24 protein-coding genes and 1 riboswitch are annotated in these 25,295 nt (G+C 56.9%); of the genes, 5 read left to right on the forward strand and 19 right to left on the reverse strand.

Features of this window, described 5'->3' with window-relative positions:
- Positions 1 to 19: 19 nt before the first annotated feature.
- Both PCAR_RS01805 and modA read left to right on the forward strand, forming a co-directional pair.
- A complete protein-coding gene (locus PCAR_RS01805; protein WP_011339900.1) occupies positions 20 to 1,222 on the forward strand; it encodes an aminotransferase class V-fold PLP-dependent enzyme in 1,203 nt (400 codons plus the stop codon).
- 39 nt (positions 1,223 to 1,261) lie between these two features.
- Positions 1,262 to 2,080 carry a molybdate ABC transporter substrate-binding protein gene (gene modA / locus PCAR_RS01810; protein ID WP_011339901.1) on the forward strand — a complete coding sequence of 273 codons (819 nt, stop codon included), beginning with the start codon at positions 1,262 to 1,264 and terminating at the stop codon, positions 2,078 to 2,080.
- A 209-nt stretch (positions 2,081 to 2,289) separates the two neighbouring features.
- On the opposite strand, the gene PCAR_RS01815 is transcribed toward modA, so the two are convergent.
- Complete coding sequence (locus tag PCAR_RS01815) at positions 2,290 to 2,685, reverse strand: hypothetical protein (RefSeq protein WP_011339902.1); 396 nt, start codon at positions 2,683 to 2,685, stop codon at positions 2,290 to 2,292.
- Positions 2,686 to 2,756: 71 nt separating this feature from the next.
- Between PCAR_RS01815 and grxC the strand changes: the two genes are divergently transcribed.
- Entirely contained in the window at positions 2,757 to 3,011 is a 255-nt protein-coding gene (gene grxC / locus PCAR_RS01820; protein WP_011339903.1) for a glutaredoxin 3, read from the forward strand.
- 2 nt (positions 3,012 to 3,013) lie between these two features.
- Here the strand turns inward: grxC and PCAR_RS01825 are convergent, their stop codons facing one another.
- The 18 genes from PCAR_RS01825 to mdh (PCAR_RS01910) all read right to left on the reverse strand — a co-directional run bounded on the left by PCAR_RS01825 (position 3,014) and on the right by mdh (PCAR_RS01910) (position 21,374).
- Positions 3,014 to 4,843 (reverse strand): bifunctional homocysteine S-methyltransferase/methylenetetrahydrofolate reductase, encoded by a 1,830-nt coding sequence (locus PCAR_RS01825; RefSeq protein WP_011339904.1) that lies wholly within the window; start codon positions 4,841 to 4,843, stop codon positions 3,014 to 3,016.
- Positions 4,840 to 5,433 (reverse strand): CoA pyrophosphatase, encoded by a 594-nt coding sequence (locus PCAR_RS01830; protein WP_011339905.1) that lies wholly within the window; start codon positions 5,431 to 5,433, stop codon positions 4,840 to 4,842. The genes PCAR_RS01825 and PCAR_RS01830 overlap by 4 nt, the downstream gene beginning before the upstream one ends.
- Positions 5,433 to 6,098 (reverse strand): ribulose-phosphate 3-epimerase, encoded by a 666-nt coding sequence (gene rpe, locus PCAR_RS01835; protein WP_011339906.1) that lies wholly within the window; start codon positions 6,096 to 6,098, stop codon positions 5,433 to 5,435. Before rpe ends, PCAR_RS01830 begins: the two co-directional genes overlap by 1 nt.
- A gap of 72 nt (positions 6,099 to 6,170) precedes the next feature.
- A complete protein-coding gene (rsmB, locus tag PCAR_RS01840) occupies positions 6,171 to 7,526 on the reverse strand; it encodes a 16S rRNA (cytosine(967)-C(5))-methyltransferase RsmB (protein WP_011339907.1) in 1,356 nt (451 codons plus the stop codon).
- An 82-nt stretch (positions 7,527 to 7,608) separates the two neighbouring features.
- Positions 7,609 to 8,448 carry a zinc metalloprotease HtpX gene (gene htpX / locus PCAR_RS01845; protein ID WP_011339908.1) on the reverse strand — a complete coding sequence of 280 codons (840 nt, stop codon included), beginning with the start codon at positions 8,446 to 8,448 and terminating at the stop codon, positions 7,609 to 7,611.
- Positions 8,449 to 8,614: 166 nt separating this feature from the next.
- Positions 8,615 to 9,442: a DUF116 domain-containing protein gene (locus PCAR_RS01850; protein WP_011339909.1), complete on the reverse strand. Its 828-nt coding sequence runs from the start codon at positions 9,440 to 9,442 to the stop codon at positions 8,615 to 8,617.
- A gap of 1 nt (position 9,443) precedes the next feature.
- Positions 9,444 to 10,358: a methionyl-tRNA formyltransferase gene (gene fmt, locus PCAR_RS01855; protein ID WP_041531495.1), complete on the reverse strand. Its 915-nt coding sequence runs from the start codon at positions 10,356 to 10,358 to the stop codon at positions 9,444 to 9,446.
- Between the two features lie 29 nt (positions 10,359 to 10,387).
- Entirely contained in the window at positions 10,388 to 10,903 is a 516-nt protein-coding gene (gene def, locus PCAR_RS01860; RefSeq protein WP_011339911.1) for a peptide deformylase, read from the reverse strand.
- Between the two features lie 80 nt (positions 10,904 to 10,983).
- Complete coding sequence (gene sucD, locus PCAR_RS01865) at positions 10,984 to 11,880, reverse strand: succinate--CoA ligase subunit alpha (protein ID WP_011339912.1); 897 nt, start codon at positions 11,878 to 11,880, stop codon at positions 10,984 to 10,986.
- Positions 11,881 to 11,892: 12 nt separating this feature from the next.
- Positions 11,893 to 13,059: an ADP-forming succinate--CoA ligase subunit beta gene (gene sucC / locus PCAR_RS01870; protein ID WP_011339913.1), complete on the reverse strand. Its 1,167-nt coding sequence runs from the start codon at positions 13,057 to 13,059 to the stop codon at positions 11,893 to 11,895.
- A gap of 58 nt (positions 13,060 to 13,117) precedes the next feature.
- Positions 13,118 to 13,765, reverse strand: a complete 648-nt coding sequence (gene fsa, locus PCAR_RS01875) for a fructose-6-phosphate aldolase (RefSeq protein ID WP_011339914.1) — start codon at positions 13,763 to 13,765, stop codon at positions 13,118 to 13,120.
- Between the two features lie 57 nt (positions 13,766 to 13,822).
- Complete coding sequence (locus PCAR_RS01880; RefSeq protein ID WP_011339915.1) at positions 13,823 to 14,089, reverse strand: YHS domain-containing protein; 267 nt, start codon at positions 14,087 to 14,089, stop codon at positions 13,823 to 13,825.
- Between the two features lie 7 nt (positions 14,090 to 14,096).
- The gene (gene folK, locus PCAR_RS01885; protein ID WP_245523306.1) at positions 14,097 to 14,630 is read right to left on the reverse strand and encodes a 2-amino-4-hydroxy-6-hydroxymethyldihydropteridine diphosphokinase; all 534 of its coding nucleotides are present in this window, start codon (positions 14,628 to 14,630) and stop codon (positions 14,097 to 14,099) included.
- Between the two features lie 201 nt (positions 14,631 to 14,831).
- Positions 14,832 to 16,004 (reverse strand): iron-dependent methanol dehydrogenase, encoded by a 1,173-nt coding sequence (mdh, locus tag PCAR_RS01890; RefSeq protein ID WP_011339917.1) that lies wholly within the window; start codon positions 16,002 to 16,004, stop codon positions 14,832 to 14,834.
- Between the two features lie 719 nt (positions 16,005 to 16,723).
- Complete coding sequence (locus PCAR_RS01895; RefSeq protein WP_011339919.1) at positions 16,724 to 17,542, reverse strand: HesA/MoeB/ThiF family protein; 819 nt, start codon at positions 17,540 to 17,542, stop codon at positions 16,724 to 16,726.
- A 1-nt stretch (position 17,543) separates the two neighbouring features.
- Positions 17,544 to 17,768: a MoaD/ThiS family protein gene (locus PCAR_RS01900; RefSeq protein WP_011339920.1), complete on the reverse strand. Its 225-nt coding sequence runs from the start codon at positions 17,766 to 17,768 to the stop codon at positions 17,544 to 17,546.
- 262 nt (positions 17,769 to 18,030) lie between these two features.
- Positions 18,031 to 19,761 (reverse strand): aldehyde ferredoxin oxidoreductase family protein, encoded by a 1,731-nt coding sequence (locus tag PCAR_RS01905; protein WP_011339921.1) that lies wholly within the window; start codon positions 19,759 to 19,761, stop codon positions 18,031 to 18,033.
- 440 nt (positions 19,762 to 20,201) lie between these two features.
- Entirely contained in the window at positions 20,202 to 21,374 is a 1,173-nt protein-coding gene (mdh, locus tag PCAR_RS01910; protein ID WP_011339922.1) for an iron-dependent methanol dehydrogenase, read from the reverse strand.
- Positions 21,375 to 22,124: 750 nt separating this feature from the next.
- A riboswitch (molybdenum cofactor riboswitch) is annotated at positions 22,125 to 22,251 on the forward strand.
- Between the two features lie 335 nt (positions 22,252 to 22,586).
- Between mdh (PCAR_RS01910) and glp the strand changes: the two genes are divergently transcribed.
- Both glp and PCAR_RS01920 read left to right on the forward strand, forming a co-directional pair.
- On the forward strand, positions 22,587 to 23,804 hold the full coding sequence (gene glp, locus PCAR_RS01915) for a molybdopterin molybdotransferase MoeA (protein WP_011339925.1): 1,218 nt from the start codon (positions 22,587 to 22,589) through the stop codon (positions 23,802 to 23,804).
- A 334-nt stretch (positions 23,805 to 24,138) separates the two neighbouring features.
- Positions 24,139 to 25,290 carry an iron-containing alcohol dehydrogenase gene (locus PCAR_RS01920; RefSeq protein WP_011339926.1) on the forward strand — a complete coding sequence of 384 codons (1,152 nt, stop codon included), beginning with the start codon at positions 24,139 to 24,141 and terminating at the stop codon, positions 25,288 to 25,290.
- Positions 25,291 to 25,295 lie beyond the last annotated feature (5 nt).

Consider the following 25,295-nt stretch of genomic DNA (forward strand, 5'->3'; position numbering starts at 1 on the left):
AATTTTGCCGGAGGGAAATATGGCCATTTATCTGGATAACGCCGCCACCACCTTCCCCAAACCCGAAAGCGTCTACCGCGCCATCGATTTTACCTTTCGTAATCTGGGCGTCAGCCCGGGGCGAGGCAGCTATCAGTTTTCTCTGGAAGCGGGACATCTGGTGCTGGATGTCCGGGAAACCGTTGCCGAGTTTTTCGGTATCGAGGATGCTTCACGTGTGGTGTTTTACGCCAATGCCACCGAGGCTATCAACGTGGCCTTGTTCGGGCTATTGCAGCCAGGCGATCGGGTCATTACCTCGACCATAGAGCATAATGCCGTCAGCCGTCCCCTGCACGCCCTGGCGCGGCACGGCGTCGAGTTGATTCGGGTTTCACCCGATGCCGACGGGCGTATTCCGCCTGAAGCCATTCGCGAAGCCGCATGCCGTGCAGCGGGGCCGATTCGCATGGTGGTTCTCAGTCACTGTTCCAATGTCACCGGAGTTGTTCAACCCATCGAGGAGATCGGTCGCTGGTGTCGCAGCGAAGGAATCGTGTTTATGGTCGACGCGGCGCAAAGCGCCGGCGTACTGCCCATCGATGTGGAAACCATGGGCATCGATCTGCTGGCGGTACCGGGCCATAAATGCCTGCTGGGACCGCCGGGAACGGCGATTCTCTACGTCGGCCCCGAGCTTCACCTGAAACCGCTGCTATGGGGGGGCACCGGCGGCAATTCCATGTCGCCGCTGATGCCGGATGCCTTGCCTGAACGGTTGGAAAGCGGCACCCTCAACACACCTGCACTGGCCGGCTTGCTCGCCGGTATCGAATTTGTGTCCCGAACCGGCCTGCAACAGATTCATCTTCATAAGACGAGCTTGTTAAAGCGGCTGCTGCGCGGGTTGCATAACCTGCCCGGTATCCGGTGTTATCCTCATGCCGGAGCGCAGCATGGGGGAGGGGTGTTGTCTTTCAATGTGGAGGGTCGTGATCCGGCGGAAATCGGTTTTTTGCTCGATGATGTGTATGGCATCTGCGTACGTACCGGGCTGCACTGCGCCCCCGATGCCCATCGCAGTATCGGAACCTTGCCCAGCGGCACCATCCGCGTCAGCCCCGGTGTGTTTAATACCGACAAAGATATCGATGCCTTGCTTGGGGCTCTGAATGACATGCTCGGGAACCGGCGCCGGGTGGGAGCCGGTTGCCGGAACCACCGCACCCCGTTTTTCCCATAATGATGCGCAATATCTATCGCCATTGAGGAGGGATTCATCATGCGTCTGGTCACGATGCCTTTGCTCGCTGTGTTGTTTCTTGCTTGCTTCGGTGCGGGGGTACCGAATGCAAGGGCCGAGGGCGACTCCGACACGATGTTGAGTATAGCCGCCGGCGTCGGTCTCAAAGACGCGCTGTTCGCCATTCAAAAGGCTTATGCGAAAAAACAACCTTCGGTAGCGCTGGAGTTCAATTTTGCCGCCTCCGGGTTTTTGCGCAAACAGATCGAGCAGGGGGCCCCTATCGACCTGTTTCTGGCTCCCGGGCGCCAACATTTCAATGCCTTGCTGAGTGCCGGGTACACCGATTCCGGACATTCCTGCGCGCTGCTCGGCAATCGCCTGGTATTGATTGTTGCCCGGGAAAAACAGCACGCCATTCACGGTTTTTCCGACCTGGAGGCCGCCGCGGCCAGCATGAGTATCGGTATGCCGGATATGGTGCCGGCCGGTACCTATGCCCGCCAGGCCCTTGAACATCTCGGCATGTGGGAACTCCTTGAACAACGTATGGTGTATGGCAAGAGTGTTCGCCAGGTACTGGCCTATGTCGATTCGGGGAATATCGATGCCGGCATGGTGTTCGCTTCCGATACGGCGTTGTTGACCAGTGCCGTGGTAGCTGCCGTCGCCCCGGCGGACAGTCACAAACCGATCGTTTTCTCCATGGCCGGGATGCTCAAAAGTCCTCATCCCGAAGCGCTGCAGGACTTTATGGCGTTTCTCAAGGGCCAAGAGGCCGCCGCGATTTTCGCTCGCTACGGTTTCACGCCGCTGTTGTCCGGAGCCTCTCGGGCAGAGGTCGCCTCTCATCCCTGAACCGGCTCCGAGTTTCGGCAGGAAGATGCTTCGATGTGGTCTGCGCCAGGTGTTCGTCGGGATCGCTTGCGCGGAATGTTTCCGATGGGCAGCCCCGGGGGGCCGGCTCGAACAGATTAAAAGCCCTCGACCGGTGGACGGTCGGGGGCTTGGGTTTTCAGCCTGGGGAAAGAGCGTTTTGGGTTATCAAGGCAGTCGGCGGCGGTTTTTCAGGGCAGGTCGGGGAAGGGGCTGACGATCTTCCAGGCATGGGCTCTATATTCCCATTCCAAACGAACCTTCAAGTTTTTAAGCGTATTGGAAGGGAGTCGGTAGTATTCATAGTTTGACCAGGAAATAGCCCGTTTCTGGTCGGGGCCTTCGAACTCCACGCCTTCCGGCTTGATTTCGAGCACACGAATGTCGCCCCGTTTGGGAAACTTGTCCTGAAAGTCCTGCCGGAATTCCTGGGCCATGAAACTTGCCGCGCTGCCATAGTCCTGCCAGACCAGACGCTTGGCGAACTCTTTATGGGTGTCGCCATACATATCGGCCAGGTTGGATTTCAGCACCGGCGCGCAGGCCCCTATACACAAGATCAGCAAAAGCAGGTATACTCGCTTCATGTTTTCCCCCCTGTTGTTTAATCAGTATCGTCCCGAATCCGTTATCTCAAACACAGAAGACTGTTGCGACTATGAAAAAAATCGAACTCTATACCAAAAGCCATTGTCCCTATTGCCGTCGCGCCAAAGATCTGCTGCATATCAAGAAGGCGATTTTTGTCGAGTACGATGTCACCAACGATCCGGCCAAAGAACAGGAAATGCGGGAGCGCTCCGGTCGCATGACCGTGCCGGAAATTTTTATCGATGAGTCTCTTGTCGGCGGCTGCGACGATCTGTATGCGCTCGAACAACAAGGGATCCTGGACGGCATGCTGCGCGATTGAGGTCAGCCGCGTATGACTTCGATCAGAGCCACGGCTATATCTACCTTGCCAAACGGCGGCATCAGGTAGAAGCCGTCGACGCGGCCCCGGCCGGCTTCGATTAACTCCCGGGCGATGGCCAGGCCCTGGCGTTTGCCTTCCTCGCCGCGCGTGCCGCGCATGCGTGCGCGCACCGTTTCCGGCAGCAGGATGCCGGGCACCTCGTTATGCAGAAATTCGGCATTGCGTTCGCTGACCAGCGGCAGGATACCGACCAGGATCGGAATCCGGATATCCGCCAGACAAGCGAGCATGGCGTCAAGAACGTCGACCGAATAGATCGGCTGGGTCTGGACAAAGCGGGCCCCGGCGGCAACTTTCTTTTTCAAGCGTCGCAGCTGACCGCTCATGTCCGAAACGTTGGGATTAAAGGCCGCTCCGGCCTGGAAGCGTGTCGCCTCGCCAAGTTCCCCCCCCACCAGGGTGTGCCCGTTGTTGAGGGCGCTAAGCAGTTGCAGCACGCCGATGGAGTTCAGATCGAAGACGTTGCTGGCTCCGGCTTCGCCGCCGACCGCAACGGGATCGCCTGTTACCGCCAGCACATTGCGCAGTCCCAGCAGATGGGCGCCCATCATCTCCGAGTGCAGACCAATGAGGTTACGATCCCGCCCGGTGACGTGAATGATCGTTTCTATGCCGATCTGGTCCTGAATCTGTTTGGCAAGGGCGATATTTCCCATACGGATACGGGCCAGGGGGTTTTCGGCCAGGCTGATGGCATCGGCGCCGGCGTCCGCCAGGCGTCGGGCTCCCGCCAGGATCTTGTCGCAATCCAGTCCCCGAGGCGGGTCGAGTTCCACCGTGATGATCGGACGCTTTCCCCAGGCAGACAGAAAGCCTCGGTGTTCCGGTCCCGGTTCGGTGGCCACGGTGGCTGCCTTGGGCAGCGCGGGAACCACACAGCGGGCTGCGGGTTTGAGATCGGCCACGGCGGCGGCCAGGGCGCGGATATGTTCCGGCGTGGTGCCACAGCAGCCGCCGATCAGACGTGCCCCGGCCTCGACCATTTCCCGCCCGCGGGCGGCAAAGTATTCGGGCGTCGCCAGATAGATGTAGCGGCCATCGACGTATTCGGGAAAACCGCTGTTGGCAAAGCCGGACAGGGGGCAATCCGTTTCGGCTGCCATGGTCCGCAACACCGCCAGCACATCCCTGGGGCCGGATCCGCAATTGGCTCCCACCAGCGATGCCCCGGCAGCCACCAGGCGGCGGGCCGCTTCGTCTGCGGTAACCCCTTCCCGGGTTCTACCGCCTTCGAAAAAGGCCATCTGTGCCACGATCGGCAGGCCGATCCGGCTGGCGACGGTTACAGCCAGTTCCAGTTCTTCGAGGCTGGCAAAGGTTTCCAGCAACAGCAGGTCGGCGCCACCTTCGGCCAGACCTTCCATCTGTTCGCGAAACAGCTCGCGACGCTCATCGCCGGCAAGATCGGCGGTTTCGCCGGGGGTGCGGCCTAAAGGACCGATGGCTCCCGCCACCAGCGCTTCGGATCCGGCTGCCTGGCGGGCCAGTTGTGCGCCGAGGCTATTGATCGATCGCACCTGATCTTCCTGGCCTATCGCCGCCAGGCGCAACCGGTTGGCGGCAAACGTGTTGGTCTCCAGCAGTTGGGCACCGGCGGCCAGGTAATCCCGATGTATCTGCCGCACCGTTTCCGGATGTTGCAGGTTCAGGAGTTCAAAGCAGGTCGACAGAGGTACCCCACGATGGTAAAGCAGCGTTCCCATGGCCCCGTCGCCGACGATAACGCCTTGTTCCAGACGTTCCATCAAGCTTTTCTCAGCGCGTTTCATGGCCTGGCTCCATAAAGATCCCCCGGCGGCAGTTGACCGGTACGTTGCAGAAATTGGCGCAGGATCGCCCCGGTGAGCCCCCAGATCTGATAATCCTCGACGTTGAAGAAACAGACCGGATAGAGCCGCCCTCGGTGCTCCCAGTTTTCGGTATGGTAAATGCCGGGATCGCACAGTTGCGCCACCGGCACTTCAATCACTTCAGCTATTTCATGATGGTTGGCGGCAAAGGGATAGCCGCTGGGGATGGTGCCGACAAAGGGCACGACGTGGAAGCCGTACACGGAAATGAAGTCATCCAGCCGGCCCAATACCGTGATGTCTTGCGGACGGATACCCATTTCTTCTTCGGTTTCGCGCAGGGCCGTGGCGCAGAGGTCGGTGTCGTCCCTATGGGCCCCACCGCCTGGAAAGGCGATTTCCCCGGCGTGATGAGACAGATGCGCAGTGCGGCGGGTAAAGAGAATGGTGTCGGAAGCGTCCTTGGGGTAAAACAGCAGCATGACGGCCGATGGCTTGAGCCCCCCCGGTTCGATGTGGCGGCAGGTATGTCGCGACAGGTCGTGACGGACCTGTTCGGGATCCAGCATCACCGAATTTCTCCTGCTGCCGCCGTTTTCAGAGAGGCAATGGTGGCGGCATAGTCGTCCGTACCGTAAACAGCGCTCCCCGCCACCATGACCTGGGCACCCGCGCCGGCGATGCGGGCAATGTTGTCAAGCTTGACGCCGCCGTCGACTTCGAGTTCCACAGAGAGCCCGCGGCGCTCGATGGTATTGCGCAAGGCCTCTATCTTGGGCAAACAGGCCGGAATAAACTGCTGGCCGCCAAATCCGGGGTTGACGGACATGATCAGCACCAGTTCAAGCTCTTCGAGGATCACATCGAGGCAGTTGATCGGTGTCGCCGGGTTAATGGACACTCCGGCCTTTTTCCCCAGGCTATGGATGAGCTGCACGGTTCGGTGCAGATGGGGAACGGCTTCGTAATGCACGGTGATGATATCGGCCCCGGCTTTGGCGAAATCGGGGATGTAGCGATCCGGATTTTCGATCATCAGATGCACGTCCAGCGGCAGGTCGGTTACCCGGCGGGCGGCCTCCACAACCAGTGGCCCGATGGTGATGTTGGGCACGAAATGGCCGTCCATGACATCGATATGGACATAATCGGCGCCGCCTTTGTCGATGGCGGCGATTTCCTCGCCCAGGCGGGAAAAATCTGCGGACAGAATGGATGGGGCGATTTTGATCATGGTGCTCTCCGTAACTGGGTAGGGACAAATTTCATGTCTGGGCGCGGTTCGGCGGCAGACGTCATAGCGAGATCAGGGTTGTTTTTCGAACGCCACGGCAAAAAACGCATCCATGTCGTCGTGGTGTTGGGGCAGGGTGCGCAACGCACCTTGCCTGTCGAACAGTGCATGCCATGCGGCGGGCGTCTCGTTGCGTAAATCACAGCGCGTAAACTCGGGGTGTTCGTTTGTAAAGGCCCGGATGACGTTTTGGGTTTCTTCTGGGCTGAAAGTGCACAGCGAGTACACCAGCCGTCCGCCCGGCCGCAGTAAAGGCGCCACGTTGCCAAGGATGGCGCGCTGTATGCGGGCCATCTCTTTGAGGTCGGCAGGCTTGCGTCGCCAGCGGATTTCCGGATTGCGCCGCAAGACGCCGAGGCCGCTGCAGGGCGCATCGACAAGGATTCGGTCAAAGCTTGCCGGTTCGAGGAAATCCGGCACGCCGGTCAGGTCCCAGGCGTGGCCTTCGATACCCTGGCAGCCAAGCCGGTTCGCCCCACGGGTGATCAGATCCACCCGTTGGGGGTGCAGATCAAGGGCCACGATGCGGGCGCGATTGTCCGTCAAGGCGGCCATGTGGGTGGTTTTCCCGCCAGGTGCGGCGCAGGCATCGAGAATGCGTTCTCCGGGTTGCGGGTTCAGCAGATGGCTTATCAGCATGCTGGCCTGATCCTGCAGTTGGAAAATGCCTTCGGTATGCCCGCTTAAATGCCGTGTTTCTCCTTGGCGGATGTAGATGCCCTCCGGTACGAAGCGGGTCGGCACCGCATCGCAGTCACTGGCGTTGAGTGTCGCCAGCAAGGCCTCCCGTTGAATTTTCAGCGTGTTGGTGCGAATGGCGTAGGGTGCCGGTTTCAACATGGCCTGCGCCAGGGCACAGGCTTCTTCAGCACCGAATTCGTCGAGCCAGCGGGCGGCCAGCCAGCGAGGCAACGACAAAACATGTTCGAGGTAGTCCAGCGGGTCGCGCTGCCGGTCGGGCCACGGCAATTGTGCCGCCTGGCGCACCAGACCGCGCAAAATGCCATTGATGAAACCTGTTGCCCGCTGCAGTTTCAGGCGTCGGGCCAGCTCCACCGTTTCAAAAACCGCTGCATGGTTGGGAATGCGGTCGAGTTGCAGGATCTGATAACAGCCAAGGCGCAGCAGATTCAGGACGGCCGGCTCAACCTTGGCCAGCGGCTTGCGGCAAAGCTGTTGCAGGGCAAAATCGAGACGTCCGCGGTAGCGCAAGACCCCATAGACCAGTTCCGTCGCAAGGGCACGGTCGCGCACGTCCATGTCCGGCAGAGCCTGAAGCGCACTGTCGAGGGCGAGGTCGGCAAAGGCCCCATTGTGCACCTTGTCCAGAATATCGAAAGCGATGTGGCGAGGATCCTGATCGATCACAGATACGTCCTTTGATTACGGATAAAAGGCGGGGGCATGATATCGCATGCCCCCGCCTGACGATCCGGTTTTAATGCCATGCCTACAGCACGGTCATGTTTTCAAGCCGACGGATACGTTCATCGACCGGCGGATGGGTCGAAAACAGAGACTTCAAACCGCCGCCGCGCAGGGGGTTGACAATGAACATGTGCGCCGTGGCTTCGTTGACTTTCGGCATCGGTTGACGGCTGTTGGCCATCTCCAGCTTGCGCAGGGCGTTGGCCAGATAGTGGGGGTTGCCGCATAAGGCTGCGCCGCCTCGGTCGGCGGCATATTCCCGTGAGCGGGATATGGCCATCTGTACGAGCATGGCCGCCAGCGGTGCGAAGATGATCAGCAACAGCAGACCCAGAGGGTTGCCATCGTCATCGTCGCGTCCGCCAAAGCCTCCGAACAGGGCCGCCCATTGCGCCATGTGCGCCAGGTAGGAGATAGCCCCGGCAATGGTCGCGGCGATAGAACCGATAAGGATGTCGCGATGCCGGACGTGACTCATTTCATGCGCCATGACCCCCATGAGCTCTTCGCGGGAGAGTACCTGCAGAATGCCTTCTGTGGCGGCTACCGCGGCATGCTTCGGGTTACGTCCGGTGGCAAAGGCGTTGGGCGTCGCCTGCGGCAGGATATAGACTTTCGGCATGGGCAGGGCATTGCGCAGACATAGTTCCTGCACCACACTGAAAAGCGGCCCGCTGCTGACTTCGCGACCGCGGTACATGGCAATGACGATTTTGTCGGAAAACCAGTACGAACCCAGATTCATGACCGCAGCCATGATCAACGCGAACAGAGCGCCGCCACGACCGCCCATCATTCCGCCTGCCCACACCAGCAACAGGGTGAGCACGGTCATAAGGGCTACCGTCCTCAGTGTATTCATGGTTTACCTCGCTTGATAACGTGTTGGTTCTGCATCCTACGCAAGTCGATTCAAGGGCTCAAGACCCTGCAAACGCCCGATGCTCCATGCCATCGGCGATGCGAAATGATTTTGCACCGGCAGCGAAAGCGTACGGTGTCGATGCGTTGAATTCCTCGCATATCGGTTATTCACTGACGACATATGCATCCAGTGCGCGTTGTACGGCATCGATGTCGATGCGGGTATTGAAGCAGGGGCCTTCCGGGCGGGTATTGAAAACGCCGACAACCGGTAGCGGATAGGCGTCCCGGATGCCGGAAGTAAGGTCACGTTCGCAGGCCACCGCCACTACCAGCCTGGGGCGTTTTTCCATGAGCAGTTTGCGGGCCAGAGTACCGCCGGTCGCTACCGCCAGGGTCACGCCGCGTTGTTTTGCCAGTTCCGCCAGATCGCCGATATCGCAGCGGCCGCACCGGGCGCATTGCTCCACGTCGCCGGTGACCTTGATGGCGCAATCGAATAACTGCAGACAGTGCGGCAGAAGGATCATGGCCTTGGCGGCCGGGACGCGCAGATTGCGGGAGTGCACCAGCTGGTTGTTGAGATGGATAAAGCACCGCTGCAAGGCGTCGCGGTCAAGGCGCAGAAAAGCACCGATACCGATTACCGCCGGCATCAGGTAGCGGATCGCAAGCCCGCGTAATTGCGGGAAGATGAACAGATCCCGGCCGGTGATCAGGGTCAGGGCCAGCAGGCCAAGGCCGCCAATGACCACGGCTACCAGAGCCAGGATTGCCAGGCCGAACCAGTACGGCAACCGGGGGTGAATGGAGGACAGCCCGACACTCGGCAGCCACCAGACCACAAAAGCGCCGGCGCTGAACAGACTGCCGACCAGCGCCAACAGAATCAGGAACGGCCGCTGTTGCTTTGCCGTGCTTTGTTCGGCGTTGTTGCAAACCTCTCCACAGGTATGATCGCAGGTTTTGTCCGCGGTTTTGCGGCAAGCCATATCAGTCTCCCAACCGTGCACCGGCCGATAGGCTGGTGCCGCGTAGAAAATCGCCTGCCGGCAGTTTTTTCTTGCCAGCCAGCTGCAACTCGCGTACCCGTAGCACGCCTTCACCGCAAGCGATGCAGACTCCCGTTTCGTCTGCGCTCACCACTGTGCCCGGTTCGGCTTCGGAACCTTCTTCCGCCACTGTCCGGCCAAGCTTAAGGGTTTGTCCGTTCCAACGGGTGTAGGCACCCGGCCAGGGGCTCAAGCCTCGAACCAGGTTGTGAATGACTCCGGCCGGGCGGCTCCAGTCGATGCACCCATCCTCTTTTTTCATCATGGGGGCATAGCAACTCTGCGCATCGTCCTGCGCTTCAGAGCGCAGCGTGCCGTCGCACAGTCGTCGCAGGGTTTCCTCCATGGCTTCGCGACCGAGCAGCGCCAACCGGTCATGCAATTCTCCGGCGGTTTCTTCGTTGCCGATTTCGGTGGCGCGTTTTACCAGGATGTCGCCGGTATCGAGTCCCACATCCATAAGCATGGTGGTTACGCCGGTAACCTGCTCCCCGTCGACCACCGCTTTATTGATGGGGGCGGCGCCGCGGTAGCGTGGTAGTAGCGAAGCATGCACATTGATGCAACCGTAGCGGGGAATATCCAGGACACTTTTGGGAAGAATCTGGCCATAGGCGACGACCACGATAAGGTCGGGCTTGAGGCTGCGTATCTGTTCCACGGCTGACGGATCGCGCAATTTTTCGGGTTGCAAAACCGGCAGGTTATGTCTCAGGGCCAATTCTTTAACAGGGGGTGGCGCCAGGACTTTGCCCCGCCCCTTGCGCCGATCAGGCTGTGTGAATACGCCGCAAAGATCAACACCGGCTTCGAGTAACCCCTGCAACGTGGGCAAGGCGAATTCCGGTGTCCCCATAAAAATGGTACGGATACTGGAGGGATCGATCACAGCTCCTGCTCCTGTTGACGCTGGATTTTCTGATATTTTTTGCGAAACATGTTTTTTTTCAACGAAGACAGGTGGTCCACGAAGAGCAGTCCATGCAGGTGGTCAATTTCATGTTGGAAGGCGATGGCCAGCAGCCCGGTTGCCTCGCGTTCTACCGTTTGTCCCTCCAGGTTCTGATAGCGAACCTTGACATGCGAGTTACGTTTGATCCGGCAGTAATAACCCGGTACCGAAAGGCAGCCCTCTTCTTCGAAGCTATCTCCCTCTCGTTCGATGATTTCCGGGTTGATCGCCACGATCAACTCCGGGTTTTCTTTGGGAGCGCAATCCATCACAACAAGTTTTTTGTTAATGCCAACCTGCGGGGCGGCCAGGCCCACTCCCGGTGCAGCATACATGGTCTCAGCCATATCCGCCGCCAGGGTTTTGATTTCCTCGGTGATGGTAAGGATCGGTTCGGATTTATTTTTCAGGACCGGATCGGGATAGTGCCGTATGGGTAAAATCGCCATGATATGAACCTGTTACAAAGCTAGTCAGAATAGAAATGTTACTGTCGATCTTTCATGATAAATGGAGGCCAAGCGCAAAGTCAACTGTCATAACCATGTATGCCAGCGTTCCGCAAAGCATCCTGCATGGCTTCCGCCATGCGGGCCGGGCTGCCGGCAACCTGGACACCGCTGCTGCGCAAGCTGGCTATTTTGTCTTCGGCACGTCCCGACCCGCCGCTGACAATGGCACCGGCGTGCCCCATGCGTTTGCCGGGCGGAGCGGTGACGCCGGCGATATAGGCTGCCACCGGTTTGCGCATGTATTGTTTGATCCATGCGGCAGCCTCCTCTTCTGCGCTACCGCCGATTTCTCCGATGAGAAAAACACCCTCGGTATCCGGATCGTCGTTGAATAAGGCAAGAATATCGATGAAGGAGGTGCCGATAATGGGATCTCCACCGATACCGACGCAAGTCGATTGTCCCAGACCGGCATCGCTGAGCTGTTGTACCGCTTCATAGGTGAGGGTTCCGCTGCGGGAAACGACACCGATGCTCCCCGGGCGGTGAATATCCCCGGGAAGAATGCCGACTTTGCACTGGTCGGGGGTTATCAGGCCCGGACAGTTGGGTCCGATAAGGCGCATGGCACTGTCGGTCAAGGCCCGATTTACCAGTACCATATCTCGCACCGGGATCCCTTCGGTGATGCAGACGGCTAATCCGACGCCGGCCTGGTCGGCTTCCAGAATAGCTTCGGCTGCCGCTTGAGGGGGCACAAGAATCATTGTCACATCGGCCTGGCAGCGTTCTACCGCCTCGGCAACGGTATCGAATACCGGGATGTCCTCAACGTGCGTGCCGCCTTTGCCGGGGGTGACACCGGCTACCACCTGGCTGCCGTAATCGCGGCACAGCAGCCCGTGCCGGCGGCCTGAACTGCCGGTCAACCCCTGTACCACGATGCGCGAATGACGATCAATGAGTATGGCCATCTTGTCGATCCTTCAGGCGGAAGGGGAAAGTTGCCGAACAATGGCGGTGGCCGCAGCAGCCAACCCGTCCTGCCAGCTGATGTTGAGCTGGGTCTGCTGCAGGAGGTGTTTGCCTTCATCGCGCCGTGCTCCAGCCATGCGCACCACGATAGGTAGCTGACAGCCCACCTGCTCGGCGGCTGCAATGAGGCCTTGGGCTATCAGGTCGCAGCGCATGATACCGCCGAAAATATTCACCAGAACCCCCTCGACAGCCGGATCCTCAAGCAAAATGCGGAAGGCTTCAACCACCTTGTCCTGATCGGCGCCGCCTCCGACATCGAGAAAGTTGGCCGGTTGTCCGCCGCATTCGCTGAGCATGTCGAGAGTTGCCATGGCCAGTCCGGCGCCATTGACCAGGCAGCCGATACATCCATCCATCTTGATGTAGGCGATATCCGAATGTGCCGCCCGCACTTCCAAGGGGGCCAGCTGGCTCTCATCGAGCCATTCAAGCATTTCCTTCTGGCGGAACAGGGCACTGTCGTCGATAGATACTTTGGCATCCATGGCCATCAAGCGGCCCTCTTCGGTTACCGCCAACGGGTTGATTTCCACCAGCGAGGCATCTTTTTCCAGAAGACAGCGATACAGGGACAATATCACCTTGCTTGCAGCTGCGCTCAGCGGCCCGTCCAGCCCCAGGAACCGTGCAATATCGCGGGCATGAAAGGCGCGCAGTCCCACCAGAGGGTCGATGGTGAGACGTCGCACGCGCTCCGGTGTCTTGCGCGCGGTCTGCTCAATGTCGACGCCCCCATCGGGGGAGGCAATGAGGCAATAGCGGCCGTTGGCCCGGTCGAGGGTCAGGGAAAGATACATTTCCCGGGCTACGGGGACGATCTCCTCGACCAGCAGGCTGCCTACATACAGCCCTTGATCACCCGTTTGCGCGGTGACCAGAGTATGCTGCAGCAAACGCTGGGCAATATTGCGCGCCTGATCCACTGAATTCACCCGGGCGACACCGCCTGCCTTGCCGCGGCCGCCAGCATGAATCTGGGCTTTGACAACACAGCGGCCGGCAAAGGCCCTGGCGGCCTGCCCGGTTTCCTCTACGGAACGGGCCAGCCTGCCCTCCGGTATCGGAATGCCGTATCGGTGGAAGAGCTGCTTGGCTTGGTATTCATGCAGTTTCATTGCGGACTGGCCCCCGTGGTTGAACGTATCCGTTGCAGCGGATCACAAATGCACAGAGCTATTGCTGGGACGCCTTCCAGTCGGCCAGAAAGCGCTCGATGCCGACGTCCGTCAAGGGGTGTTTGGTCAGTTGCATGATGACATTGTAGGGGATGGTGCAGATATGCGCCCCCTGCAGTCCGGCTCTAAGGACATGTTGCGGGCTGCGAACCGATGCAACGATAATTTCCGTATCGAACCCGTAATTTTCGAAAATAGTCAGGATCTCATCGACGCCTTCCATGCCGTCATGCCCGACATCGTCCAGTCGGCCGACAAAGGGGGACACATAGGCGGCGCCGGCTTTGGCGGCCAGCAGTGCCTGCAGCGGTGAAAAAATCAGCGTCATGTTGACACGGACACCGTCTTTGGCCAGAACGCGGGTAGCCTTCAGACCCTCGCCGGTCATGGGGATCTTGATCACGATATTGGTCGGATGGTACTGGATCAGTTCGCGCGCTTCGGCGATCATCCCCTCGGCGTCGGTAGCCACGACTTCCGCGGAAATCGGGCCATCGATCAATTGGACGATATCTTTAAGGACGTCGGTAAACTTGCGTCCGGTTTTGGCAACCAGGGACGGATTGGTGGTAACGCCATCTACCAGCCCCATTTCATGAGCCGCCTTGATCTGGTCGATATCGGCTGTGTCGATGAAAAATTTCATGCGAATCTCCTTCCGCGACAAGCGGTACAAAGCATGGAGTTTAGGGAAAAAATGCTCCTAGGATTTTCCGGATGTTTCCTGCGAATCGAAGAGCCTTATGCACTCTTCTGAACAGAAATAGTACGTTTGGCCCTTGATAACTTTTTTCAGGGCCAGACTGCGTGGAATAAAGGTGCCGCAGTGCGGATCGCGAACCATGGCTTCCCCTTCGGGGCGCTTTTCCGGTGGTGGCCGATGGGTGGCGTTTTTAAATAAGCCCGTCACTGCCGTAACCAGGTAGTAAGATAACAGAAAAAGGAAAAACAGCCATAGAAAACGAAACATATGACACTCACCAATGGCCGGGCAGGCGGCGGATGCCTGCGGTAGAGGGTAGTTGATGCAGCATGTCCCTCACGGTTTGCCGGCGCAAGGGATGGAGCAAGTCCGGGGCCAGGTCCATCAAGGGCATAAGGACAAAAGCGCGTTCATGTAAGCGTGGATGGGGTACGACCAGATCCTGTTGTTGGACAATCTTATCGCCGTAAAGAAGCAGGTCTATATCAAGGGTGCGGGGCCCCCAATGTTCGTGGCGGCATCGACCGAAAGATTGCTCGATAGCCAGACCGGCCGCCAGCAATGCGGGTGCCTCCAAAAAAGTTTCAACCATGAGTACGGCATTCAGAAAAGCCGGTTGACCGTCGGGGCCACCAACCGGTTCGGTTTCATAAATGGCGGATGCGGCCAGAACCTTGAGTTGCGGGAGATCGTGCAATGCCTGCCAGGCCCCTTGGAGGTTGGCAAGGCGGTCGCCGAGATTGGAGCCGAGGGCGAGAAACGCGGTGGTTGGCTGATGGTTACCATTCATAGCTGAGTATTTAACCATACCCATTCTTCAGGAGTCAATGTGGCGTGTGTGGGTGCTACCGGAAGAGATGCCGGAAGGGGGGTTGCTTGATGTCTTGTCTCCCTGCCTTGGTGTAAAAAAACGGCCGGGATTTCTCCCGGCCGTTTCAGACGTACGATACTCGCTGACTTGTCGGGTTGCCCTCTTAAGCGGCCATCCGGCAAGTCGAGACGGGTATGATTACATGGCAGCCTTGTAGATGTCGATGACCTGGTCCAGCGTAGCAGTACGAGGATTGGTCAGCATGCAGGCATCTTTCTGTGCATTTTCTGCCATGGTTTTGAGGTCTTCTTCTTTGACATTCAGCTCGGTCAGGCCAGCCGGGATGCCGATGGAAGCGGACAGTTCACGGATAGCTTCGATGCCAGCGGCAGCAGCTTCGGTAACGGGCATGCCGGTGGTGTCAACGCCCATGAAGTCGGCGATGTCAGCAAAGCGATCCGGGCAAGCGATCATGTTGTAGTCGCAAACGGAAGGCAACAGGATGGCGTTGCAGACACCGTGGGGCAGGTTGTAGAAACCACCCAACTGGTGAGCCATGGCGTGTACGTAACCGAGGGAGGCGTTGTTGAACGCCATGCCGGCCAGGTACTGCGCGTAGCACATGGCATCGCGAGCTTCGATGTTGGCGCCCATGGCAACGGCCGGACGCAACCACTCGGCGATCAGACGGATGGCTTTTTCAGCGCAAGCGTCGGTGATCGGAGTAGCGATGGTGGAAACGTAAGCTTCCACGGCGTGGGTCAGTGCGTCCATGCCGGTGGCTGCGGTCAGTGCGGGGGGCTTGCCCAGCATCAGAACGGGGTCGTCAACAGCGATCAGCGGAGTGCAGCGCCAGTCGACGATAGCCATCTTAACATGGGTCTCGAGGTTGGTGATGATGCAGAAACGGGTCATTTCGGAAGCGGTACCCGCGGTGGTGTTGATGGCGATGAGGGGGGTCATGGGAACAGTGGATTTATTCACGCCCTCGTAATCGCGGATGTTGCCGCCGCCGGCAGTAACCAGGCCAATACCTTTGGCGCAGTCATGGGAAGAACCGCCGCCCAGGGAAACGATGAAGTCACAGCCTTCGTCTTCGTAGACCTTTACGCCGTCGTGAACGTTTTTGTCAGTCGGGTTGGGCTCGGCACCGGGGTAGATGGTGACTTCCACGCCAGCATCTTTGATGTAGCCGGCGATGGTGTCGGCAACACCCATCTTCATCAGACCGGCATCGGTAACGAGGAGAGCTTTTTTAGCGCCGAGTTCATTGGCTTTAGGGCCAACTTCTTTAGCACAACCAGGACCCATCAGGGTAACGCTGGGGATGAAAAAGCCGTACGTGGTTTCTGCGAGGTTGACAATTGGCATGATTCATTCTCCTAGATAGAGCGTTGATGGAAATAACCCACACAACTAAATAAAAAAACATACGCGAAACAATTACTACAAATGACAAGTTTAAATCAAACCATTTTTTTAAAATGACGTTTCCGTATACTTCACATTGTCGAGTGTCGATTTTTATGATTAAGTTCAATGGTGTATACAGGTCTTGTTTTGTCTTTTGAAAACGATGGTGAAACAATGGCTTACAAAGCATCGAGACGTCGATGCAAAAAAAATATTATTCTGTATACGTTATAGGATGGCAAAATAAAAAAATGGTTGTTTTGAAGGGCGGGATGATGAGCGCTTAATTTACGCTGTGTATGCTACGTTTTTTTCAGGATGTCTAAAGGAGCTTTAGCTGGCGAGTCAAAACGACTTTATGCCAAACCTTTTTATTGCATATCTGTGGTTATATGTATTGCTGAACCAGGTAAAAACACCCATCGCAACGCAAGATAGAATATGAATGTAGGTTTTTTGTATTCTTTTCTGTCTGGATTTTAAGCCGTCTTTATTTCGTGGTGTGGGGTTGACGGCAAACGGTGTTAGGCTTCCCATGGACCGAGGTGGCGATCGCTTTCGGGGGTGTGCTACCTTCGGGGAATTGCTTTTGATTGGCTGTGGAGTAAGTACCTGAAAATAAAAGAGCCGGCTTCAAAGCCGGCTCTTCGGGGATCGGTGAGGTGGAGCTGTCGGTTTCAGCATTCAATCTCCACAAACTCCATGTCGTAAAGATCGATGGACAGGCAGCGGCGGCGGGTCGGGGTTCCCTGATTCAGTAAGACTTTGCACACTTCGGCTACTTCCAGACTGGCTACGACCGCTGGAGTGAATGACGGGTTGCCGAGGTGTTTTTCAAGGCCGCTTTCCTGGGAATTATGGGCGAAAAATTTCTGCAGGGTTCGCTCTCCTGGAAACTGGGTCATAAGGAACCCGTACCAGCCGGCGATGGCGCCATGCACCAAGGGGATCGAAAGTTGCTGGCAGATCTCCGCCAGTTCCAGGCGCACGGCAATGCTGTCCAGGGCGTCCACGGCCACGTGGCAGTTTTCCAGAATCCGGGTGCCGTTATCGAGGCCAAAGGCGAGGCCGACAGGTAGCAGTTCAACCGCAGGGTTGACGCGATCCACCCGGCGCGCGGCGGCGGCGACTTTTTTGATGCCTAAAAAGTCCGGAGTGGCCAGCAGCTGCCGGTTCATGTTGTGTTCTTCGAAAACATCGGGATCCACAGCTACGATGGTGCCGACTCCCAGGCGTGCCAGCTCCTCGATAATGTAGCCGCCCAGGCCCCCGCAGCCGATAACCGCTACCTTGCTGTTGTAAAGCTTGAGCTGATCGTCAAGGTTGAGCATGTTGCGGTTGCGCTGATAGCGTGCCGGGAGCAGGCCGTTTTTCAGGGCCGTTCCTTCGACTTCTCGAATGCTGACTTTGAATCGGTTGGCGGCAGACAGCTGGTCGGCCCACAACAGGAGGTCGTCCTTGGCTCTTTCTTTGAGCCAGGTCAGGAGATCTGGCATGTTACCCTCCGCCGACTTTGGGGAACAGGGAGATGGTCACACCGGCGTGGAGCACCTGGTCGGATGTAACGTGGCGTCCATCGATCAGGGCAACGCCAAGTTCCGGTTCTTTTATGCCCAGTTGTTCCAGCACGTCGGCGATTGTACAGTCGTCCTTGACTTCGCGTTTGGCCACTTTGAAACGATTTTCTCTGAATCCTGCAAAAAGCTTTACAAAAATGGTCATGTCGTTTTCCCTCTCAAGTGCGAAAACAGTTCATTGCATTGCTTCTCATGCGGAATTTATCCAGTCTTCAGCGGGGTAGCTTGTGCGTATATACAGTACAAGAATCTACCTCTCCAGCGGGTAATATGCAAGCAAAACCTACCCTTTGGGTGAGATCATGGCATCCGGTTGATGGGGGCTGGAGCTTGTCTTTTCTGTGCGGTTTTCATAGAGCAGGGCACCCGTAAAGGGGTGCCCTGTAGGATGGATGTTTCGCTTGGGGTCAGAAGTCCCAGAACTCATCGATCTCTTCATCGGTGAAGTCCCAAACGGCGTTGTGCGGTGGTATCGGTTCGTAGCTGAAGAATTCCGGCAAGCGGTCATCCTGCTTGCTGAAACCTGCAGCCGTGTTGAAGTCGTGTTCGATTTTGAGGATTTTTTTGCCCAGCTCCGTTACGTCGTCGGCTGTCAGGTCGAGTCCGTAGGTTGCGTTGAGCAGGTCGATCAGTGCAGTGAACGACTCGGGGATATCCAGTGCCGGGAAGGCGATAAAAACACACATGCCGGTACTGTCCACGGCGGCGGTGGCGATCTGCAGGTTGCGCGAGAGTTCAACCTGACCGTCTTTCGTTAACGGATCGACATATCCGCCGACCTTGAGGATGTTGGTGGCGATGGTGTAGCCGGCAGTGTGGTCGGCGCCCATGGTGGAGGTGGCATAGGTGATGCCGATGCCTTTGACGGACCGCGGATCGTACGCGGGAATCCCCTGGTTTTTGACGACCGGTACCCGGACCAGGCCATAGGCTGTGCCGACCATGCCGGTTCCGTTGCCAAGGATCCGACCGAGAGGTGTGCCTTTGCCTATCTCGTCGCGCAGTACGCGTTGGCATTCCTTGCCGTCACCCCAGGGGATCACGCCGGCTTCCATGGCGGTGGCGAGAAGTACAGCGCCTTCGATGGAGTCGATGCCTATGTCGTCCATCAAATTGTCGCATTTGGCGATGTCGTCCAAATCCTCGATCATGGCGTTGGCGCCCAGGCCCCAGATGGTTTCGTATTCGAATCCCGAGGTGATGTAGCCGCCGGCCCTGTCCACGTAAACCTGTGAGCATTGGATGATGCAGCCTGCATGGCAACCGTGCTTATGTTTTCCGCCACGCTCGACAATGGTGTCGTGCATGGTCTCGCCGCTGATTTTTTCATGGTGCTCGCATTGACCGTAGCGGAAGTTCTTGGTCGGCAGGCCGCCGGCTTCGTTGAGGATGTTGATAAGGATATTGGTGCCGTAGGTGGGCAGTCCTTCGCCGCTGACCGGATGGTCCAGGAGCGATTTGGCGAAGATTTTCGCCGCAGCGCGGAATTTGTCCGGGTCGGCGATGGGGACCTTGCTCGCCCCGGTGTCGTCAATGGTGATGCACTTGATTTTTTTCGATCCCATGACGGCTCCGAGTCCGCCGCGACCGTGGCTGCGGATTTTCTGATCCGGATCCTTGACGGAAATGTTTGCGGCGCACATGCGCATTTCGCCTGGTACGCCAATGGAGAGGACCCCTATTTTGGGTCCGAATGTATCGATCATTTCGTCGATGATGGCAAAGTTCTGTTTCCCGACCAGGCTATCGGCAGCCTCAAAGGTGATGCCGTCCATGGTGATGTGCAGGCGGTACCATTTGTCTTCGGTGGGGGCGCCTTCGATGATGATGGCTTTGATACCCATGCGGGCCAGTTGTTGAGCGGCGGTGCCGCCCGCGTTGCTTTCCTTGATGGTTCCGGTCAGAGGGCTTTTGGCGCCGGCCGACAAGCGTCCCGATTGTGCAGCGGGTGTGCCTGTTAAAAGGCCGGGAGCGAAGACCAGTTTGTTATTGGGGCCAAGGGGGTGGCATCTGGGGGGGACTTCGGCGGCGACGATGGTTGAGGTGAGACCGCGACCGCCAAGGCCTGCCCATTCCTCGGGAACGGACTCGCACTTGGTTGTCAGGTTCGACATGTTGATGCGAAAGATCTTGTTCATTATCGTTTCCTTCCGATTCGGGTTAAATGCATGTGGAGCTGATGTGCTCTCCGAAACACAACCTACCTTCTCCCGTCTGGTGCGGTGCTGGAGAAGTACCGGTGGTAGAAAACTTACAAGCCCTCCGCTGGTGCCAGGTCATTTTAGATGGAAAACGCTGGTTCCGGCAGTCGATGTTCGAGGCGGCAGGATCTCGGGCCTCGACGGTTGATGTTGACGGCGGGAAAATGCGTGTTTCCACGTCAATGTGTCACCTTGAGTTGGTCCATTCTCTCGAGGTGAATGCGAAGCATAGAACAACTAGTGCCATTATAGCCTATGCCGGCACTTCGGCACAAAAAAGGAGCAGTTGGGTTTCCCTCAATTGCTCCACAAGAATAATCTGCATCGAATGATTTTTAAGAATGCGCCCGCCATAAGGCGGGCGCAAATTCAGCATATTACATGGCTGCTTTGTAGATGCTGATAACCTGGTCCAGCGTAGCCGAACGGGGGTTGGTCAGCATGCAGGCGTCTTTCTGGGCATTTTCTGCCATGGTCTTGAGGTCTTCTTCTTTGACATTCAGCTCGGTCAGGCCGGCCGGGATGCCGATGGAAGCGGACAGCTCGCGAATGGCTTCGATACCGGCAGCAGCAGCTTCGGTGACGCTCAGACCCTCGGTGGGTACGCCCATGAAGTCGGCGATGTCAGCGAAACGATCCGGGCAGGCGATCATGTTGTAGTCGCAGACGGCCGGCAACAGGATGGCGTTGCAGACACCGTGAGGCAGGTTGTAGAAACCGCCCAGCTGGTGAGCCATGGCGTGTACGTAGCCGAGAGAGGCGTTGTTGAACGCCATGCCGGCCAGGTACTGCGCGTAGCACATGGCATCGCGAGCGGCGATGTTGGCGCCCAGAGCAACGGCCGGACGCAACCACTCGGCGATCAGACGGATGGCTTTTTCGGCGCAAGCGTCGGTGATCGGAGTGGCGATGGTGGAAACATAGGCTTCCACGGCGTGAGTCAGGGCATCCATGCCGGTGGCTGCGGTCAGTGCGGGGGGCTTGCCCAGCATCAGAACGGGGTCGTCAACGGCGATCAACGGGGTGACGCGCCAGTCAACGATAGCCATTTTGACATGGGTGTCGGTGTTGGTGATGATGCAAAAGCGGGTCATTTCGGAAGCGGTACCCGCGGTGGTGTTGATGGCGACGAGGGGGGTCATGGGAACGGTGGATTTGTTCACGCCCTCGTAGTCGCGGATGTGGCCGCCACCGGCGGTAACCAGGCCGATACCTTTGGCGCAGTCATGGGAGGAGCCGCCGCCCAGGGAGACGATGAAGTCGCAGCCGTTGTCCTGGAAAACTTTAACGCCGTCGTGGACGTTTTTGTCGGTGGGGTTGGGCTCGGCACCGGGATAGATGACGACATCAACGCCTGCGTCCTTAACGTAACCGGCGATGGTGTCGGCAACACCCATCTTCATCAGACCAGCATCGGTGACGAGAAGAGCTTTTTTTGCGCCAAGTTCTTTGGCCTTGGGGCCAACTTCTTTGGCACAACCGGGGCCCATCAGGGTAACGCTGGGGATGAAGAAGCCGAAAGTAGTTTCTGCGAGATTTACAACGGGCATGATGAATCCTCCTCATAAGATGAGTTTTTTGTGAAAGCAACGAAATGGCTTTCACCACAAATAAAAACATCCGCTTGAAAATCTTACTTACCTGACACCGACAAACTGTAAAAGATTGTCTGAATCAATAATGTACAAAGTTGTTTCGGTGGGTCACCTCCTTCCCATGGTACATATGGGTTCCAATCTATCTTTGAATTTAGTGTTTACCAAATGCCAAAACGATGGTTTATGCATTCGGGCTGGGAGTTATAGGCATTAGCAATTTGAATGCCAGTAGTGTTTACGGTTTGTCTTTCAAAAACAGAACAGCGTGCTTTTTATTTCCGTTGAGACTTCGATTCCCGGCCAAGTCCCGGTCCCTTAGGCGAAAACCGAAATCCATCAAAACAAAACACGGTTAGAGTTTTTGCTTTCAACGGGTCGGGGCGGAGTTGGTGTCGGTGGATGATTGCCCCGTAAATGTGTTCCAGAAGTGATGCGGTGTGTCAAATCAGGTACTGAGTGTTCCTTTTTGTAACGCCCTGGTTGTGTCGATACGTAACGGCTTCAGCTTCGATTCGATACTTGGTTTGATACAGCCCGTTTCGAGTTGGTCTTTGTGGTTGAAAATTTCCGGACATTATTATAACTTGGATGGCCTACGCGAATGAGGGGGCATGGTTTTCGCCTGCCGGGCTTGTTGCGGCCCGGTGGTAGCTACGGCTCCGTCGTTTGCAGGTAACATATTGAATCCACAACAAAGTGCAATCAAGAATGCGCCTCCGAGCCTGATGCCCTAAAAGAGATTTTATCTCTCAGGGGCGTCGGGCCGATGGGTTTCGCCGGAAACAGCGGAGCCTCCCTGTTTTCGGAAAGGAGACCATTGCCTTGGGCTGTTTGAGGTAATGTATCCAAAAAGGTTCTTTCCGATGAAAGGGGGGAACCTTTTTGCGTCGGGTGTTATTGTAGCAGAGATTTTTTGACTTGCAGGGTCAGGTCAAAAAAAATTGAGCAATACGCTGTTTTATCGATTGCGCAATGTTCGATCCGGGGGTAGGACTAAAAGGAAAAGTCCTTGTCTTGAAAAATATTTAACGGTGCCGTGCCGGTGGCTTGGATACCTGTTGTCAGCCCGGGGCTCGCCGTTTTCGAATTTTCCGCTTAGTTTTTTTTGTGGGTTATGGAATATCCTGGAGGAACCAGCCACGTCTGAAGGAGGCCGATACAGCCATGCCGAGCTTTTTGGAAGCCCGAAATCTGATACTTGCAAATGTTCCTCTACTGGGTCAGGAACGCGTTCTTATTAGCGATGCCGTCGGCCGCATTCTGGCCGAAGATGTAACCGCGACCTGGGATATGCCGCGTTGGACCAATTCCGCTATGGACGGTTATGCTGTCCGCAGCCAGGATTGCCAAAAGCCGACACGCCTCGAAGTTATCGATTTTATTCCCGCGGGTGGCGGTTCCGACAAGACGGTCGAACCGGGTACTGCCATCAAAATCATGACCGGGGCTCCTCTGCCGGCAGGGGCCGATGCCATCGTGCCTGTCGAGGAAACGGCCGAGGAGGGGCATCTTGTACATGTTCAAAAGACGGTCAAAGCCCATGCCCATGTTCGTGTCAAAGGCGAAGACGTGAAGCAGGGCGAATGTGTGGTGCCGCGAGGGACGCTGCTTCGACCTGCGGAAATCGGCATGTTGGCATCGTACGGCAAGGTGTTTGTGCCGGTTTACCGTAAACCTCGTGTCGCTATTCTATCTACGGGGGACGAACTTGTAGAGCTGGGCGAGACCCTCAGCGAAGATCGCATCATCAACAGCAACTCGCTGGCTCTGGTCGCATCCCTGAAAGAAATCGGCGCCGAACCGGTCGTCCTTGGCATTGCACTTGACAATCGGGCCAGCCATATAGAAAAAATCAGCGAAGGACTCAAAGCCGATGCGTTGATAACCTCCGCCGGCGTATCCACCGGCGACCGGGATTTTGTTCGTTCGGTGTTGGAGGAGCTTGGGGTCAAACCTGTTTTCTGGAAAGTCGATATCAAGCCGGGGCGGCCGACGACCTTTGCCATGAGGGAAGGAACTCCCGTCTTTTCGCTGCCCGGCAATCCCGTCTCGACCATGGTTACCTTCGAGGAGCTGGTGAAGCCGGCGTTGCTGAAAATGATGGGGCATACCAAGGTGATCAAGCAGGAAATCGAAGCGGTTCTGGAGAGCGATCTGACCAAAAAACGCCTCGGGGTTCTCAATTTTCAGAGAGTCAATATCCGTCTTCAGGACGGATGCTATTTCGCCAGTTGCTCCGGTGACCAGAATACCGGCATCTTAAAGACCATGGTGCGCGCCGATGCTCTGGCCCTGCTGCCGGAAGACAAGGATGTATTCAAGGTCGGTGAAAAAGTCAAAGTTCATCTGCTGAGTTCGCAGGTTGGCATGTCGGAGATGTGATGCCGTTGCCACCAGCTAGTGTGCATGCGGAAACCCGTGGTGCACACTGTGCGGTTTTTGTAAGGGAAAAGGATCGTTTTCGGATGAAAACAAGATAGTTTCCGGGGCGCGGAATCGTCCCCGGGAAAGCCGCGGAAAAGTTTCTTTTGACTCTAACTGCCGAATTACTATACTGTAAACGTTATGTTTCCCTGTCGGTTGACAACGGTGAATGCTGCCATGCGGGCAGTTTGCAACCGACGGAACGGCACTGGCGTTGGAGTGAAATCGGCACAGCCAAGGTATGTTGCCGTTGAGCGGAAAAGAGATGAGCCCTTTGTCAAAGGGAGATTCCGTGAGCATTCGCAAGTTTGTTACACCGGAAATTATTTTCGGGCAGGGCGCGCTCAGCCAGATCGGCGAAAGTGCTGCACGCAGCGGTGCCTCCAAGGTCTTCGTCGTCACGGATCAGGGGCTTATCGACGCCGGGTGGGTAGATAAAGCGCTTTATTATCTGCGCAATGCCGGGTTGCAGTATGAAATCTTTTCATCCATAACCTCCAACCCCAAGGACTTGGAAGTCACCGAAGGCGTTGCCCATTATCTGCGTTCGGGATGCGATGCCCTGGTTGCGGTGGGAGGGGGCAGTCCGGCCGATACCGCCAAAGCCATCGCCACCCTGGCGACCAACGGCGGCGAATTGCAGGATTACGAGGGGGTGAATAAAATCCGGCATCCACTGCCGCCGATGGTCATTGTTCCCAGTACTGCCGGTACCGGATCCGAAGTCAGCCAGTTCGCCATCATCGTCGATCATCAACGACGTCTCAAGATGTCGATTATCTCCAAGTCACTGATTCCGGATATCGCCATTATCGATCCGGATTTGCTCAACACCAAATCCGCCCGGCTTGCTGCCGCAACGGGCATGGACGCCCTGTCCCATGCCATCGAGTCGTATGTTTCGCTGGCGGCTACGCCGCTGACGGACATTCATGCTCTGAACGCCATCCGGTTGATTTTTGCAAATCTTAAACAATCGGTTTTCGATCGACAGGATGCCGTGGCCAATAACAATATGGCCATGGCCAGTCTCAACGCCGGGATCGCCTTTTCCAATGCCATCCTGGGTGCGGGACATGCCATGACCCACCAGATCGACGGGTTGTTGGATACCCATCATGGGGAAACCAATGCCACCTTGTTACCCCATATCATGCAGTTCAATCTTCCCGTTTGCCGGGATAAATTCAATGCAATCGCGCGGCAGATCGATGAAGCCGCCAGTCAGGCAGGTCCGAAGCAAGACCTCGCCGAGAAAGCTATCGAAGCCGTCAGCACTCTTACCAAAGAGATCGGTCTGCATAACCGCCTTGCTTCGGTCGGGCTCAAGAAGGAAAATATCAAAACCCTGAGTCAGAATGCGCTCAACGATGCCTGTCTGGTGACCAACCCCCGCGACGCCACCGCCGAGGATATTGAAAAGCTTTTTCTTAAAGCCTATTAGTCACG

This window comes from Syntrophotalea carbinolica DSM 2380 (assembly GCF_000012885.1).
In the GTDB taxonomy this organism is placed as follows: domain Bacteria; phylum Desulfobacterota; class Desulfuromonadia; order Desulfuromonadales; family Syntrophotaleaceae; genus Syntrophotalea; species Syntrophotalea carbinolica.

Coding starts and splice junctions, on each gene's coding strand:
- PCAR_RS01805 (WP_011339900.1), top strand. CDS start 20: ATGGCCATTTATCTGGATAACGCCGCCACCACCTTCCCCAAACCCGAA.
- modA (WP_011339901.1), top strand. CDS start 1,262: ATGCGTCTGGTCACGATGCCTTTGCTCGCTGTGTTGTTTCTTGCTTGC.
- PCAR_RS01815 (WP_011339902.1), bottom strand. CDS start 2,685: ATGAAGCGAGTATACCTGCTTTTGCTGATCTTGTGTATAGGGGCCTGC.
- grxC (WP_011339903.1), top strand. CDS start 2,757: ATGAAAAAAATCGAACTCTATACCAAAAGCCATTGTCCCTATTGCCGT.
- PCAR_RS01825 (WP_011339904.1), bottom strand. CDS start 4,843: ATGAAACGCGCTGAGAAAAGCTTGATGGAACGTCTGGAACAAGGCGTT.
- PCAR_RS01830 (WP_011339905.1), bottom strand. CDS start 5,433: ATGCTGGATCCCGAACAGGTCCGTCACGACCTGTCGCGACATACCTGC.
- rpe (WP_011339906.1), bottom strand. CDS start 6,098: ATGATCAAAATCGCCCCATCCATTCTGTCCGCAGATTTTTCCCGCCTG.
- htpX (WP_011339908.1), bottom strand. CDS start 8,448: ATGAATACACTGAGGACGGTAGCCCTTATGACCGTGCTCACCCTGTTG.
- PCAR_RS01850 (WP_011339909.1), bottom strand. CDS start 9,442: ATGGCTTGCCGCAAAACCGCGGACAAAACCTGCGATCATACCTGTGGA.
- fmt (WP_041531495.1), bottom strand. CDS start 10,358: ATGGGGACACCGGAATTCGCCTTGCCCACGTTGCAGGGGTTACTCGAA.
- def (WP_011339911.1), bottom strand. CDS start 10,903: ATGGCGATTTTACCCATACGGCACTATCCCGATCCGGTCCTGAAAAAT.
- sucD (WP_011339912.1), bottom strand. CDS start 11,880: ATGGCCATACTCATTGATCGTCATTCGCGCATCGTGGTACAGGGGTTG.
- sucC (WP_011339913.1), bottom strand. CDS start 13,059: ATGAAACTGCATGAATACCAAGCCAAGCAGCTCTTCCACCGATACGGC.
- fsa (WP_011339914.1), bottom strand. CDS start 13,765: ATGAAATTTTTCATCGACACAGCCGATATCGACCAGATCAAGGCGGCT.
- PCAR_RS01880 (WP_011339915.1), bottom strand. CDS start 14,089: ATGTTTCGTTTTCTATGGCTGTTTTTCCTTTTTCTGTTATCTTACTAC.
- folK (WP_245523306.1), bottom strand. CDS start 14,630: ATGGTTAAATACTCAGCTATGAATGGTAACCATCAGCCAACCACCGCG.
- mdh (WP_011339917.1), bottom strand. CDS start 16,004: ATGCCAATTGTCAACCTCGCAGAAACCACGTACGGCTTTTTCATCCCC.
- PCAR_RS01895 (WP_011339919.1), bottom strand. CDS start 17,542: ATGCCAGATCTCCTGACCTGGCTCAAAGAAAGAGCCAAGGACGACCTC.
- PCAR_RS01900 (WP_011339920.1), bottom strand. CDS start 17,768: ATGACCATTTTTGTAAAGCTTTTTGCAGGATTCAGAGAAAATCGTTTC.
- PCAR_RS01905 (WP_011339921.1), bottom strand. CDS start 19,761: ATGAACAAGATCTTTCGCATCAACATGTCGAACCTGACAACCAAGTGC.
- mdh (WP_011339922.1), bottom strand. CDS start 21,374: ATGCCCGTTGTAAATCTCGCAGAAACTACTTTCGGCTTCTTCATCCCC.
- glp (WP_011339925.1), top strand. CDS start 22,587: ATGCCGAGCTTTTTGGAAGCCCGAAATCTGATACTTGCAAATGTTCCT.